Below are 13,765 nucleotides of genomic sequence, written 5' to 3'. Positions count from 1 at the left end.
CGTCCGCCACGGCCCGGTCAAGGCCCGCCACGGCTCAGTCTCCGCGTCTCACCTCCGCACCTCCGTGCAGTCGACCTCCACGTCCGCGCCGTACGGCTCGATCGTGGTCTTCGTGCCGGTCGTGCTGCCGGACAGGCACAGGGAGCCGCCCATCACCCGCAGGTCGAGGGTGAACTCGACGCCGCCACGCGTGCGTTGCGGGCCGTCGATGCGCTCGTCGAGGTAGCCGAGCCCGCGCAGGACCGTGGCGACCTCGCCCGGTGCCGGGTCGGCGGGGCCGGCGGCGAGGGCCTTCGTGATGCGGCGGACGTGCTGGCGGGCGTCGCACTTCTCGACGGAGCTCAGCTCGATCTCCTGGAAGGCCTCCTCGGGGTCGCGCGGCTCGCTCGAGGGCGGCGGCTCGTCCGGGAGGGGCAGCTCGGGCAGGGGCGTGGCGGGAGGCTCCTCCGTCGCTTCCGGCTCCTCCGGGGGCACCGCGGTCGGAAGCTCCGGCAGGCACGGCTCGGCGACCGTGTTGAGGAGCATCATGAACGCGAGGAACTCGGAGTCGCCGGACTCGTCGTCGGCCGGGTCGGGCCGGGTGGTGGGGGAGGCGGAGGGGGCGGCCGAGGAACCCGGCTGCACCCGGTCGACCTCGGTCCGCGCGGAGGCGTCCGCCGCCCGTTCGTCGCCGCATCCCGCGAGCGTGAGCCCGCACAGTGCGGTCAGTGCCGTCAGCGGCATCAGGGAAATTCGTTTCATGCCCGAAGTCTGTGAGCGCGCGATGAACCGGACATGAGTACGGCTACTCAGGAAATGGCGTACGTCACACTCAGATCGCCGGAACTGAGGGTTCCTGTCCCCTTATGAGGGATCGTTTCACCCGTACGGAGTAAAAGTGCTCAAGGTGCAGGAAGGGGTCAACTGCCGCGTCCTACGGTCCACGGGTGATGAGCAGCAGTCCGGAGACCTCGACCCGCACCACCGGCGCACATCGGGCGCAACGGGAGGCGCGCGATCGCGGTGCCGCGCGCACACTGGCGCAGCGCCCGCCCGCGCGCTACGAGCCGTACCTGGACGGCCTGTTCACCTACTGCCTGTCCGTCCTGTGCGACCACGACACCGCCACCGCAGCGCTCGGTGACGTCCTGGCCCTCGCCGAGAGGCGCCGTGGCCCGGACGCGGCCGGCGACCGCCGGGCCTGGCTGTACGCACTGGCCCGCTGGGCCTGTCTGCGCAAGCTGGCCGAGGCCAAGCAGAAACGTCAGGCCACCCACGCGGCGGGCCGCCACACCCCTCACCGGGACCCGGCAGGCCCGTCCGTCTCCGACCAGGTCCAGGAGGAGCGCCGGCGTGAACTCGGCCTGCTCGCCTGGCCGGAGGCGGCCGGCACCACCCCGGAGCAGCGCGAGGCCCTCGAACTCGCCGTGCGCCACCATCTCGCCGCCCACGAGGTCGCCGCCGTCCTCGGCATGGACCTGACCGCCGCCCGTGAACTGCTCGCCGCTGCCGCCTGCGAGGTCGAGCGCACCCGCGCGGCGCTCGCCGTCGTGGAGACCGGCACCTGCCCGGGCGTCGCCCGCCTCACCGGCGACCACCAGATGGTGCTCAGCACGGCCGTGCGCCGCGAACTGGTCCGGCATGTCGACGACTGCCCGCGCTGCCGCCGTACCGCCGAGCGCGCGGTCACCTGCCGCTGGCCCGGCGCGAGCGTCACCCCCTCCGAGCTGCCCGTCCTGGAGGCACCCCGCGCGACCCTGCACATCGCCATGGCGCACCTCCCGCGCGCGCGGGGCGCCGCCGCACCGCGCTTCGACCGGCGTGGCTTTCCGATGGACCCGAAGGACCGCGCGGCCCGCCGCGACCGCCTCCGCGCGCGTGCCGTGACCACGACCGTCGTCGCCACCGTCGTGGCCGCCCCGGTGCTGGCGCTCTGGGCCGCCTACAGGGGCACGCCCACCGCCGAGGGCGCCGAGGGCCGCTCGGCCTCCGCCAGTGAGGCGCGCGGCCCCGGCGGCCTGGACGGCGAGGCGGTCGGCGACGGCTACGAGAACGCGGCCAACGCCGGCATCCGGCCCGGCGACCGCTTCACCAAGGGCAACAAGCCCGACGTGTCCGTGGAGGTCATCAGCGTCACCGGCGCGGGCAAGAAGGGCGCCGGCCGGCTGGAGGTCACGGCCGACAACAGTGGCGACACCACGCTGATCACCCTCACCGCCACCGGCGACACCCAGGTCCGCTGGTCCGCGACCACCGGCGCCTCCTGGCTCTACCTCAGCCAGTCCTCGGGAACCCTCGCTCCCGGCGAAGCGTTGACGATCAAGGTGTACGTGGACCATCTGCGAGAGCCGTCGGGCTACTGGAGCGCGCGGGTGGCCGTGTCACCGGCCGGAGCCGTCGTCTCCATCGAGGGGTACGGCACCGCGCCCACCCCGACCGACCCCGGCACCCCCGCCGACCCGCCGCCCTCGTCCTCCGACCCGACACCCACCACGTCAGCCCCTACGGACCCCAGCCCGAGCGACCCACCGCCCTCGTCGCCCGACCCGGACCCGACCCCGAGCGACACGGCCCCGTCGGACCCGGCGAGCACGCCGCCGCCCAGCGACAGCGGCGACCCGAGCCCGTCGACGTCCTAGCCGTGACAGTGGCAGTGGACGTGGAGTGGTCAGTCCACCGGGTCCGCAGGATGGGGTGCCAGCAGGGGCAGCTGCGAGGCCAGCCGCTCCTCGCACAGTTCGACCAGGCGGTCGTAGCCGGCCTTGCCCATCAGCTCGGTCAGCTCCGGGCCGTAGGACACGTACACCGGATCGCCCGCGCCGTGCGCCGAGGTCGCCGACGTGCACCACCAGTGCAGGTCATGGCCGCCCGGACCCCAGCCGCGCCGGTCGTACTCACCGATCGACACCTGGAGCACCCGGGTGTCGTCGGGCCGGTCGATCCACTCGTACGTCCGCCGCACCGGAAGCTGCCAGCAGACGTCCGGCTTGGTCTCCAGCGGCTCGCGGCCCTCCTTTATGGCCAGGATGTGCAGCGAGCAGCCCGCACCGCCGGCGAAGCCGGGACGGTTCTGGAAGATGCACGAACCCTGGAAGGGCCGGGTCTGCCGGTCGCCGTCCTCGTCCTCCGAGATCCAGCCGTGTTCCCGGCCCTCGTCATGGAACTGCCAGATCTCCGGGGTGAGCCTGGCCACATGCCCGGCCACCCGCTTCTCGTCGTCCTCGTCGGAGAAGTGCGCGCCCAGCGTGCAGCACCCGTCATCCGCGCGGCCCGCCTGGATGCCCTGGCAGCCGCTGCCGAAGATGCAGTTCCAGCGAGAGGTCAGCCATGTCAGATCGCACCGGAAGACCTGCTCGTCGTCCGCCGGATCAGGGAATTCCACCCACGCGCGCGCGAAGTCGAGCCCCTTCTCGTCCGCGGCCCGGGCCTTCTTCGACATCTTCGGCGACTTCACCTCGGTCACCAGCTGCGACTTCTGGGAGTCCGCCGACGCGGTCGCCGACGACTTCCCCGACGACCCCGATGACTTCACCTGCGACTTCGCCTGCGAAGAAGCGTCGGAGGCCGGGGCGGCCTGCTCATTCTTCGCCTTTTTGGTCTTTGGCACGCGTCCAGGGTAAGTCGCCCAGGACGGCTCCGGGGACGGCGCCCGGTTCGGCTGGCAGTAGCGTTCCGTACATGAGACTCGGTGTCCTCGACGTGGGATCGAACACGGTGCATCTGCTGGTGGTGGATGCACACCCTGGCGCGCGCCCGCTGCCCGCGCACTCGCACAAGGTGGAGCTGCGCCTGGCCCAACTCCTCGACGAGGCCGGGGCCGTGAGCCCCGAAGGGGTCGACCGACTCATAGCGGTCGTCAAGGAGGCCCTCCAGGCCGCCGAGGACAAGGGCGTCGAGGATCTCCTGCCGTTCGCCACCTCCGCCGTGCGCGAGGCCAGCAACGCCGACGACGTCCTCGCGCGCGTGCACACCGAGACCGGCGTCGAGCTCCAGGTCCTCAGCGGCGCCGAAGAAGCCCGTCTCACCTTCCTCGCCGCCCGCCGCTGGTTCGGCTGGTCGGCCGGGAAGCTGCTCGTCCTCGACATCGGAGGCGGCAGCCTGGAGATCGCGTACGGCATCGACGAGGAGCCCGACGCGGCGGTCTCGCTGCCGCTCGGCGCCGGCCGCCTCACCGCCGGCTGGCTCCCGGGCGACCCGCCGGACCCGGAGGCGATCAGGGCCCTACGACGTCATGTCCGCGCCCAGATCGCCCGCACGGTCGGCGAGTTCGCCCGCTTCGGCGCCCCCGACCACGTCGTCGCCACCTCCAAGACCTTCAAGCAGCTGGCCCGCCTCGCCGGCGCCGCCCGCTCCGCCGAGGGCCTCTATGTCCAGCGTGAGCTGAAGCGTGAGTCCCTGGAGGCGTGGGTACCCCAGCTGGCAGGCATGACGGAGGCGCAGCGCAGCGAGCTGCCGGGGGTCTCGGAGGGCCGTGCCGGACAGCTCCTCGCGGGCGCCCTGGTGGCGGAGGGCGCGATGGACCTGTTCGGCGTGGAGAAGCTGGAGATCTGCCCCTGGGCGCTCAGGGAGGGCGTCATCCTGCGGCGACTTGATCACATGGGCTCGGTGTAGACACCCCAGGGGCGCGAGCCACCACGAACGCGCCCGCACCCGCCCGTGGCAAACCCCACAACGGCGAACAGGCACCCCGCACCCACCCGACCCAACCCTTTAGGCTGACCCCCGTGGCAGAACCAGTCGTACGGATCCCGGATGCGAAGGTGGCGCTCTCCACGGCCTCCGTCTACCCGGAGTCCACGGCGACGGCCTTCGAGATCGCCGCACGCCTCGGCTACGACGGCGTAGAGGTCATGGTGTGGACCGACCCCGTCAGCCAGGACATCGAAGCCCTGCGCAGGCTGAGCGACTACCACCAGATCCCGATCCTCGCCGTGCACGCCCCCTGCCTGCTCATCACCCAGCGCGTCTGGTCCACCGACCCCTGGGTCAAGCTCCAGCGCGCCCAGGCCGCCGCCGAGAAGCTGGGCGCGAGCACGGTAGTCGTCCACCCCCCGTTCCGCTGGCAGCGCCAGTACGCCCGCGACTTCGTCGAGGGGATCTGGCGGATGGCCAACGAGACGGACGTACGGTTCGCCGTCGAGAACATGTACCCCTGGCGCTACCGCGACCGCGAGATGCTCGCGTACGCCCCCGACTGGGACGTCACCAAAGAGGACTACCGGCACTTCACGATCGACCTCAGCCATTCCGCGACGGCCCGTTCCGACGCGATGGAGATGGTCGGCCGCATGGGCGACCGCCTCGGCCATGTCCACCTCGCCGACGGGCGCGGCTCGGCGAAGGACGAGCACCTCGTCCCCGGGCGCGGCACCCAGCCCTGCGCCGAGCTGCTGGAACGTCTCGCCCTGACCGGCTTCGACGGCCATGTCGTCATCGAGGTCAACACCCGGCGCGCGATGTCCAGCGCCGAACGTGAGGCCGATCTGGCGGAGGCGCTGGCGTTCACCCGGCTCCATCTGGCGTCGGCGGTGAAGGTGCCCCGGCGATGAGCGGCGTGACGGCGGCCGGAGAGGGATCCTCCTCGCGACGCCGGGGCCGACCTCCTCGTACGGAATCCGCCGGAACCCGCGACCGCATCCTGGCCGCCGCCCGCGAGGAGTTCTCCGAGCGCGGGTACGAGAAGACGTCGGTGCGCGGCATCGCCAAGGCCGCCGGGGTCGACTCGGCCCTGGTCCACCACTACTTCGGCACCAAGGAGCAGGTCTTCGAGGCGGCCGTGGAGGTGGCCTTCGCGCCGGCGCTGATCGTGCGGGACACCGTGCTCGAAGGGCCGCTCGACGACGTCGGCGAGCGGATGACCCGGGTGATCTTCGGGCTCTGGGAGAACCCCGTGACCCGCAAGCCGCTGCTCGCGATCGTCCGGTCGGCGGTGAACAACGAGGCCGCCGCCACCGTCTTTCGCCGCCTGGTCTCCGCGCAGCTGCTGCGCCGCATCGCCGGTGAGCTCGACGCCCCGGACGCGGAACTGCGCGCCGAGCTGGCCGCCGCACAGCTGGTCGGGATCGCGATGCTCCGGTACGTGATCAAGGTGGAGCCGCTGGCCTCGGCGGACGTGGAGCAGATCATCGCCCGGGTGGCGCCGGTGGTGCAGGGGCATCTGACCAACCCCTGAGGCAGTGAACCCAGGTGCCTCTGGCTGAGACATACGTCCCGTATTCCGGACACCCTGTCCGCCCTCTGGATGACCGGCGTACGCTCGATAGCAGCCATATCTGTCTGAAGGAGCGAGCGACGATGCCCGAGCTGAGGTCCCGCACAGTCACCCACGGCCGCAACATGGCGGGCGCACGCGCCCTTATGCGCGCCTCCGGTGTACCCGGTGCGGACATCGGCCGCAAGCCGATCATCGCCGTCGCGAACTCCTTCACCGAGTTCGTTCCGGGCCACACCCACCTCCAGCCGGTCGGCCGGATCGTCTCCCAGGCGATCGTCGAGGCCGGCGGCATCCCGCGCGAGTTCAACACGATCGCGGTGGACGACGGCATCGCGATGGGCCACGGCGGAATGCTGTACTCCCTCCCCTCCCGCGACCTGATCGCGGACTCGGTCGAGTACATGGTCGAGGCCCACTGCGCCGACGCCCTGATCTGCATCTCCAACTGCGACAAGATCACGCCGGGCATGCTCAACGCGGCCCTGCGCCTGAACATCCCGACGGTCTTCGTCTCCGGCGGCCCGATGGAGTCCGGCCGCGCCACGCTGGTGGACGGCACGGTCCGCACGCTCGACCTGGTCGACGCGATCTCCGACGCCGTGAACGACAAGATCTCGGACGAGGACATCCTCCGTATCGAGGAGAACGCCTGCCCCACCTGCGGCAGCTGTTCCGGCATGTTCACCGCCAACTCGATGAACTGTCTGACGGAGGCCATCGGCCTCTCGCTCCCCGGCAACGGCTCGGTCCTGGCCACGCACACGGCCCGCCGCCGGCTGTACGAGGACGCGGCCCGCACGGTCATGGACATCACCCGGCGCTACTACGAGCAGGACGACGAGACGGTCCTGCCGCGTTCGATCGCCACCTTCGCGGCCTTCGAGAACGCGATGGCGCTCGACATCGCCATGGGCGGCTCGACCAACACGATCCTGCATCTGCTGGCCGCGGCCCAGGAGGCCGAGGTCCCCTTCGGCCTGGACGAGATCAACGCGGTCTCGCGCCGCGTGCCCTGCCTGGCCAAGGTCGCCCCGAACGTGGCGAAGAACCGCACGTACTACATGGAGGACGTGCACCGCGCGGGCGGCATCCCGGCCCTGCTGGGCGAACTGCACCGCGCCGGCCTCCTGAACGAGGACGTCCATTCGGTCCACAGCCCGTCCCTGGCGGACTGGCTGAAGACCTGGGACGTCCGCGGCGGCTCCCCTTCCGCCGATGCGGTGGAACTGTGGCACGCGGCCCCGGGCTGCGTCCGCTCCGCCGAGGCCTTCTCCCAGTCCGAGCGCTGGGACACGCTGGACGAGGACGCGGCGGGCGGCTGCATCCGCTCCGCCGAACACGCCTACTCCAAGGACGGCGGCCTCGCGGTCCTCAAGGGCAACCTCGCGGTCGACGGCTGTGTCGTGAAGACGGCCGGCGTCGACGAGTCCATCTGGACCTTCGAGGGCCCGGCGGTCGTCTGCGAGTCGCAGGAAGAGGCCGTCCAGAAGATCCTCCTGAAGGAGATCAAGGAGGGCGACGTGGTGGTCATCCGCTACGAGGGCCCCAAGGGCGGCCCGGGCATGCAGGAGATGCTCTACCCGACCTCGTACCTGAAGGGCCGCGGCCTCGGCAAGGCCTGCGCGCTCGTCACCGACGGCCGCTTCTCCGGCGGCACCTCGGGCCTGTCGATCGGCCACGCCTCCCCCGAGGCGGCCGCCGGCGGCACCATCGCCCTCGTCGAGGACGGCGACCGCATCCGCATCGACATCCCGGGCCGCACGATCGACCTCCTCGTCGACGACGCGGAGCTGGCCCGCCGTGAGCAGGCGCTGGGCGGGGCGTACGTCCCCAAGAACCGCGAGCGCAAGGTCTCGGCCGCACTCCGCGCTTACGCGGCGATGGCCACGAGTGCGGACAAGGGCGCGGTGCGGGACGTGTCGAAGCTGGGCTGAACGCCCTGACGCACGGGGCCCTGCCGTACGGGGTCCTGACTCAGGGGTCCTGCCGTACGGGATTCCGACCTACGGGGCCATCTCCTTCGGGGGGTGGCCCCTTCGGCTGCTACCAGGCCGACGGGGCCTGCGCGTCGACGGCGAAGACGGTGCCGTCGGGGGCGGTGGCGTAGGCGTGGCCGTCGGTGAGGACGGGGACCGGCAGCGACGACGTCACCTGGTCCGCGTGCGGTCCGAGCCGCGGCCGGGTCTGCCCGAGCAGCCGTCCGCCGGTGGCGGAGACGGCGAGCAGCCGGCCGTCGGGGGCGGTGACATACACCCGGTGGCCGTCGCTCACCGGTGCCGAACCCTGGCTCACGGCCGTCTCCAGCGACCACAGCTGCCTCTTCGCGCCCATGTCGACCGCCACCAGCGAGCCGCCCGTGCCCAGCAGCCAGACGCGGTCGCCGCGCACGGTGGCCTGCGCCTGGTCCACGGGCACGGTCAGCGGCACGCGCCGCGCCGCCCCGGACTCCAGGTCGTACCGGACCACGGCGCTCGTCTCGCCGTAACCGCCGCCGTCGGCCAGGAAGAAGACGGCGCCGTCCGAGGTGCCGACCGGGCGCAGCGCACCGTCCAGCCGGTCGTCCCGCTCCACCTCGCCCGAGGCCGGGTCCACTCTCGTCACGCGCGTACTGGTTCCGTCCGCGGATCTGCCGGTGCGGTAGGCCCAGGGGCTGTCGGGGAACGACGCGAAGCCGGAGTCGGCCGAACCGGGCAGGCGCTTGCGCCACTTGATCTCGCCGGTCGCGCTGTCGACGCCGGTGGCCCTGCCGTCGGCGCCGGTCAGCAGCAGCGTTCCGCGGGCGTGGGCGAAGCCCCGGTACGCGGACAGGTCGAGCTTCCACCGTGTGGCGCCCGTCGCCGGATCGAGCGCGAGCAGCCGCCGGCCCGCGTGGGTCACCACGTGCGCCAGGCCGCCGGAGAAGACCGGCGGCTCGCTGGGGGAGTCGCCGTCACCGAGCGGGTGCCGCCACAGCACATGGCCGTCGGCGGGATCGAGACCGGCGACCAGCCCGGTCTGCACGCACAGCAGCCGCCCGCCGCCGTACGAGCACCGGGGCAGACCGCCTTCCGCGCCCTTCGGCCGGGCGGCCCACGGGCCGAACCCGGCGGACGTGGCCGGTGCCGCACTGCTGCGCGGGCCGGCGTCCCCGTCGCCGACGAGCTGGACCGAGGCCAGTGCCGCCAGCGCGACGAGGCCCAGCGCCCCGGCCCCGATCGCCGCCCCCTTGCCCGGCCGCCGCTTCCTTGACTCCACGGGGCGCGGTTCGGGCTGCGCGGGCGTCTCGCCGGTGCGCTGCGCGGGGATGAACGCCTGGGTGTCGTACGAGGCCGCGACCGACCGCAGCTCCCGCATCAACTCGTCCGGCGTGGGCCGGTCCTCGGGTTCCTTGGCCAGACACCGCTCGACCAGCGCCGCGAGATTCTCCGGTACGCCGGTCAGGTCGGGCTCGTCGTGCACGACCTGGTAGGCGACGACATAGGGGCTGTCGGAGTCGAACGGCCCCCGCCCCGTGGCCGCGTGCACCATCACGGACCCCAGCGCGAAGATGTCTGCGGCGGGGCCGACGGCCCGCGGTCGCCGGAACTGCTCGGGTGCCATGAAGGGCGGCGTGCCGATCAACTTCCCCGTCTCGGTGCGCAGTTCGCTGTCCTTTGGCCGAGAAATGCCGAAGTCGATGACCTTGGGCCCGTCCTCGGCGAGCAGCACGTTGCTCGGCTTGAGATCACGGTGGACGACACCGACCCGGTGGATGTCGCGCAGCGCCTCGGCCAGCCCCGCCATCAGCCGGCGCAACTGGGCCGTCGGCATGGGGCCGTTCCGCTTGACCTCGTCGGCGAGAGTCGGGCCGGGGATGAACAGCGTGGCCATCCAGGGCCGTTCGGCCTCCGGATCGGCATCGACGACGGGCGCGGTGAACGCCCCGCTGACCCTGCGCGCCGCGGAGATCTCCTGCCGGAAACGTCCCCTGAACTCGGGATCCCTGGCGAATTCGGCGTGTACGACCTTCACCGCGAGCGTCATCCCCGAGGCGCTGCGCGCACGATGCACGACGCCCATGCCGCCGGACCCGAGGCGTGCTTCCAGACGATAGTGACCGGCGTATGCGGGAAGTTCCGCTTCCGCGTCCGCTCCGGTGTTCTGCTGTGGCGCCATGGGACCACCCCCGTGCTGTTCGTCCGCGTGCGCGACGCACGGAGCCTAGTCGATGACTCGTACGAGACAGAGGCGGCTTGCTAGCGTTCGTGTTCGAGTCGCGCACGTCTGTTTCGGGACGCGTCGCGGGGGAATCAACGGGGCCCACGACAAGCGTGGGGCTCAACGGGGGAGGCTTTTCATGTCGGTTGACCGTGTCGAAGAGACCGAGGGTGCCGAGCACGAGATCGCCGTGACGGCGATGGCCGCGGCAACGGCCGTGCGCTACTACTCGGTTGCGCCGGGGGTGCGGCTCAACGTCCGCAGCGGACCGGGCACCACCTACTCCATCGTCGACGTGCTGCCCGAGGGCGCGGAGGTCGCGATCCTGTGCCAGACGCCCGGCACGACCATCGCGGGCCCCTACGGCACGAGCAACATCTGGGACTCCATCGCCAACGGCAAGTACGTCTCGGACGCCTATGTGCTCACCGGCAGCGACGGCTACGTCCGCCCGCGCTGCTCGGTCTGATCTCCAACCTCGGACATCTGGGCCAAGCTCCCCGACGGGGGCTGCATCTCGGACACGTACCTGAGGACAGGCAGCGACGACTGCATGCCGGCCGCTGCTGAGCCCCCGCGGGGCCCGCGCCCGTCCCCGGCCATAATCGACGTGTGAGCGACGAACACGGCACCCAGGACAGCGCGGGCCCCGCGACCGGGCCCCGCCCGGAACCCATCCGCTTCTTCGGCACGACCTGGGTCGACCACACCGACGGCTACACCCTCCGCCGTGTCGCCGCCGCCGCGGGCTCCCTCGCGGCAGCTGCCGTCTCCTGCCTCGTCCTCCGCTTCGCCTACGAGGGCCTGGCGATCGCCGACATCGGCAGCTTCGTCACCCTCCTCATGGTCGTGATGTTCGCGATCTGTAGCGCCCTGGCCTTCCGCCACACCTGGGACGGTTTCACCAAGCGCCCCGACCCCGACCGCCAGGCGTCCCTGCGCGGCCTGCTGGCCATCGGCTTCGTCGGGTCCCTCCTCGCCTACTTCTTCCGCTCCCTCACCGAGGCCCCGGGCGAGAAGCTCCACCGCGAGGAGTACGAGACGGCCCTCAAGCAGTACGAGAAGCGCACCACCCGCCGCACCGGCAACCCGTCGAAGAAGCGCCGCCGCTCCTGAGCGCAGACGGCCCTCGCCTCCCCTCTCACCAAGAACTCATCGCACCCCGCACCCACCTCCGCCACCATGGCGGTATGACGACGGCCTCCTCGCACACCGCCCGTGCCCACTCCTTCAACGCCGCCGCAGCCCAGTACGCGGCGAACCGCCCCTCCTACCCGCCCGCTCTCTTCGACGCCGTCGAGGACCTCGCCGGCCGGCCCCTCACCGGCGCCCGCGTCGCGGACATCGGCGCCGGCACCGGTATCGCCACCGCCCTGCTGCACGCCCGCGGCGCCGACGTGCTCGCCGTCGAACCCGGTGACGGCATGGCCGCCCAGTTCCGCCACAGCCACCCCGACATACCGATCGTCCGCGGCAACGGCAACACCCTCCCCCTGGCCGACGCCTCCGTCGACCTCGTCACCTACGCCCAGGCCTGGCACTGGACCGACCCGGCCCTCGCCGGCGCCGAGGCATTCCGCGTGCTGCGCCCGGGCGGCGCGCTCGCGCTGTGGTGGAACACCGACGCCCACGACGTGCCATGGATCGCCGACGCCTCACGGCGGATCGAGCGCCACTTCGCCGTGAACGTCACCGCCGAGCAGCGGAACGTCGGCGCCCACGCTGTGGACCCCTCCGGCCGCCTCGACCTGACCCAGCGCACGGTCCGCTGGAGCCGCCGCCTCCCCGTCGACGCCCACCTGGCCAACCTCGGCAGCCACTCGATCTTCCTGGTCGCCGACGAGGAACACACCACGGCCTTCCTCACCGAGGAGCGCCGGCACCTGCTTGAGGTGTTCCCGGACGGAATCGTCGAGGAGACCTACGACGTGAAGCTGTTCGTCGCCATCAACGCCTGACCCCGCCCGGCGGCCCACCCCTCCAGGGCCGCCGCGCAGGCGTGGTCCAGATGCCGCAGCCCGCCCAGCTCCAGCCGTACCTCCCGGTCGCGAGGCAAGGCCTCCAACGCGTCGAGCAGCTTCGGCAGCCGCAGGAACGTCGCATGCCCCAGCACCCGGACGACCAGCCCCGCCTCCCCACGGTCCTCGGTCTCCACATGCACATGGCTGGCGTCCCACGCGGTCTTCGCCACCGCCAGCGCCAACCCCACCAACACCCCCTCGAAGAGATCGCCCACGACGATCGCCGTCGCGGTCACCACCAGCACGACCACCTCCCCCCGATGCCCGCGCCACAGCACCCGCACCTCCCGCACCGGCACGAGCTTGCACCCGGCGTGCACCAGCAGCGCGGCCAGCGCCGCCACCGGAATCACCCCGAGCACCCCGGGGACGACGACCGTGAAGAGCAGCAGCCACACCCCGTGCAGCACCCGGGACGCCTTGGTGCGAGCCCCCGCCTGAACATTCGCGGCGCTCCGCACGATCACCGCGGTCATCGGCAGCGCCCCGAGCACCCCGCACACCGCGTTGCCCGCGCCCTGCGCGATCAGCTCACGGTCGTAGTCCGTACGCCGCCCGTCATGCAGGCGGTCCTCCGCCGCCGCGCTGAACAGTGACTCCGCCGACGCGATCAGCGCGAACGCGACGACCGTCCCCAACACGCCGACTTCCGTCAGCCGGCCGACATCCGCTGCCTCCGGCAGCCGTACGGCATCCAGCAGCCCCCGCACCTCGACCCGCCACACCTCCAGGCCGAACACCCCGGTCACCGCCGCCGCGAGGCCGACCGCGACCAGCGGCGCGGGCACCAGGCGCGCCCCGCGCTGCCATCGCGGCCACAGCAGCAGTACGACAACAGTGGCACCCCCCACTGACAACGCCACCGGATCCAGCAGCGCCGGCAGCGACACCAGCCCGGAAAGCTTGGCGAGCCCGCCCCCGGGCGCGGTCACGTCGCCCAGCGCATAGACCTGACCGGCGACCAGGACCAGTCCGATCCCGGCGAGCATCCCCTGCACGACCGCCACGGACACCGCCCTGAACCACCGCCCGAGCCGCAGCACCCCGAGCCCGAGCTGCACCAGCCCGGCGCCGAACACCAGCACCCCGAGCGCCGCGATCCCGTACCGGTGCACGGCCTCGTAGACCAGCACCGTCAGTCCCGCCGCCGGCCCGCTCACCTGGAGGCTGCTGCCAGGCAGCACCCCGGCGACCAGCCCGCCGACGATCCCGGTCACCAGCCCCAGCTCGGCGGGCACACCGGAGGCTATGGCGACCCCTACGCACAGCGGCAGCGCCACGAGAAACACGACGAGGGAAGCGAACAGATCGGCCTTGTGTACGCCATCGCGCAGAACACGCATGACAGGAGCACCTCCGGTTGCGAAGCGATCAG

Annotated in this window: 12 protein-coding genes; 8 read left to right on the top strand and 4 right to left on the bottom strand. The window is 72.1% G+C overall.

The window, feature by feature from the left end:
- Positions 1–48: 48 nt before the first annotated feature.
- Positions 49–741: a hypothetical protein gene (locus OG866_RS19340; protein WP_329336327.1), complete on the bottom strand. Its 693-nt coding sequence runs from the start codon at positions 739–741 to the stop codon at positions 49–51.
- 188 nt (positions 742–929) lie between these two features.
- Between OG866_RS19340 and OG866_RS19335 the strand changes: the two genes are divergently transcribed.
- Positions 930–2,618 (top strand): BACON domain-containing protein, encoded by a 1,689-nt coding sequence (locus tag OG866_RS19335; protein ID WP_443063540.1) that lies wholly within the window; start codon positions 930–932, stop codon positions 2,616–2,618.
- Positions 2,619–2,647: 29 nt separating this feature from the next.
- Here the strand turns inward: OG866_RS19335 and OG866_RS19330 are convergent, their stop codons facing one another.
- A complete protein-coding gene (locus OG866_RS19330) occupies positions 2,648–3,418 on the bottom strand; it encodes a hypothetical protein (RefSeq protein ID WP_329344189.1) in 771 nt (256 codons plus the stop codon).
- A gap of 239 nt (positions 3,419–3,657) precedes the next feature.
- Here OG866_RS19330 and OG866_RS19325 point away from each other — a divergent pair, with 239 nt between their 5' ends.
- From OG866_RS19325 to ilvD, 4 genes are all read left to right on the top strand, one after another.
- A complete protein-coding gene (locus OG866_RS19325) occupies positions 3,658–4,590 on the top strand; it encodes a Ppx/GppA phosphatase family protein (RefSeq protein ID WP_329336323.1) in 933 nt (310 codons plus the stop codon).
- Between the two features lie 113 nt (positions 4,591–4,703).
- The gene (locus tag OG866_RS19320) at positions 4,704–5,528 is read left to right on the top strand and encodes a sugar phosphate isomerase/epimerase family protein (RefSeq protein ID WP_329336321.1); all 825 of its coding nucleotides are present in this window, start codon (positions 4,704–4,706) and stop codon (positions 5,526–5,528) included.
- Positions 5,525–6,151: a TetR/AcrR family transcriptional regulator gene (locus tag OG866_RS19315; protein ID WP_329336320.1), complete on the top strand. Its 627-nt coding sequence runs from the start codon at positions 5,525–5,527 to the stop codon at positions 6,149–6,151. The genes OG866_RS19320 and OG866_RS19315 overlap by 4 nt, the downstream gene beginning before the upstream one ends.
- Positions 6,152–6,273: 122 nt before the next feature.
- A complete protein-coding gene (gene ilvD, locus OG866_RS19310; protein WP_329336319.1) occupies positions 6,274–8,127 on the top strand; it encodes a dihydroxy-acid dehydratase in 1,854 nt (617 codons plus the stop codon).
- 109 nt (positions 8,128–8,236) lie between these two features.
- Here ilvD and OG866_RS19305 read toward each other — a convergent pair whose 3' ends face one another.
- Positions 8,237–10,327 carry a serine/threonine-protein kinase gene (locus tag OG866_RS19305; protein ID WP_329336318.1) on the bottom strand — a complete coding sequence of 697 codons (2,091 nt, stop codon included), beginning with the start codon at positions 10,325–10,327 and terminating at the stop codon, positions 8,237–8,239.
- A 181-nt stretch (positions 10,328–10,508) separates the two neighbouring features.
- On the opposite strand from OG866_RS19305, the gene OG866_RS19300 reads away from it, so the two are divergent.
- The 3 genes from OG866_RS19300 to OG866_RS19290 all read left to right on the top strand — a co-directional run bounded on the left by OG866_RS19300 (position 10,509) and on the right by OG866_RS19290 (position 12,327).
- Positions 10,509–10,838: an SH3 domain-containing protein gene (locus tag OG866_RS19300; protein WP_329336317.1), complete on the top strand. Its 330-nt coding sequence runs from the start codon at positions 10,509–10,511 to the stop codon at positions 10,836–10,838.
- A gap of 143 nt (positions 10,839–10,981) precedes the next feature.
- The gene (locus OG866_RS19295; protein ID WP_329336316.1) at positions 10,982–11,485 is read left to right on the top strand and encodes an EamA/RhaT family transporter; all 504 of its coding nucleotides are present in this window, start codon (positions 10,982–10,984) and stop codon (positions 11,483–11,485) included.
- Between the two features lie 74 nt (positions 11,486–11,559).
- Positions 11,560–12,327 (top strand): class I SAM-dependent methyltransferase, encoded by a 768-nt coding sequence (locus OG866_RS19290; RefSeq protein ID WP_329336315.1) that lies wholly within the window; start codon positions 11,560–11,562, stop codon positions 12,325–12,327.
- Here OG866_RS19290 and OG866_RS19285 read toward each other — a convergent pair.
- Positions 12,291–13,733, bottom strand: a complete 1,443-nt coding sequence (locus OG866_RS19285; protein WP_329336314.1) for a SulP family inorganic anion transporter — start codon at positions 13,731–13,733, stop codon at positions 12,291–12,293. The two genes, OG866_RS19290 and OG866_RS19285, sit on opposite strands and share 37 nt — an antisense overlap.
- Positions 13,734–13,765 lie beyond the last annotated feature (32 nt).

It is taken from the genome of Streptomyces sp. NBC_00663, assembly GCF_036226885.1.
Taxonomy (GTDB): domain Bacteria; phylum Actinomycetota; class Actinomycetes; order Streptomycetales; family Streptomycetaceae; genus Streptomyces.
The sequence above is the reverse complement of the archived record's forward strand: the minus strand, read 5'-3'. Positions and strand labels throughout refer to the sequence as shown.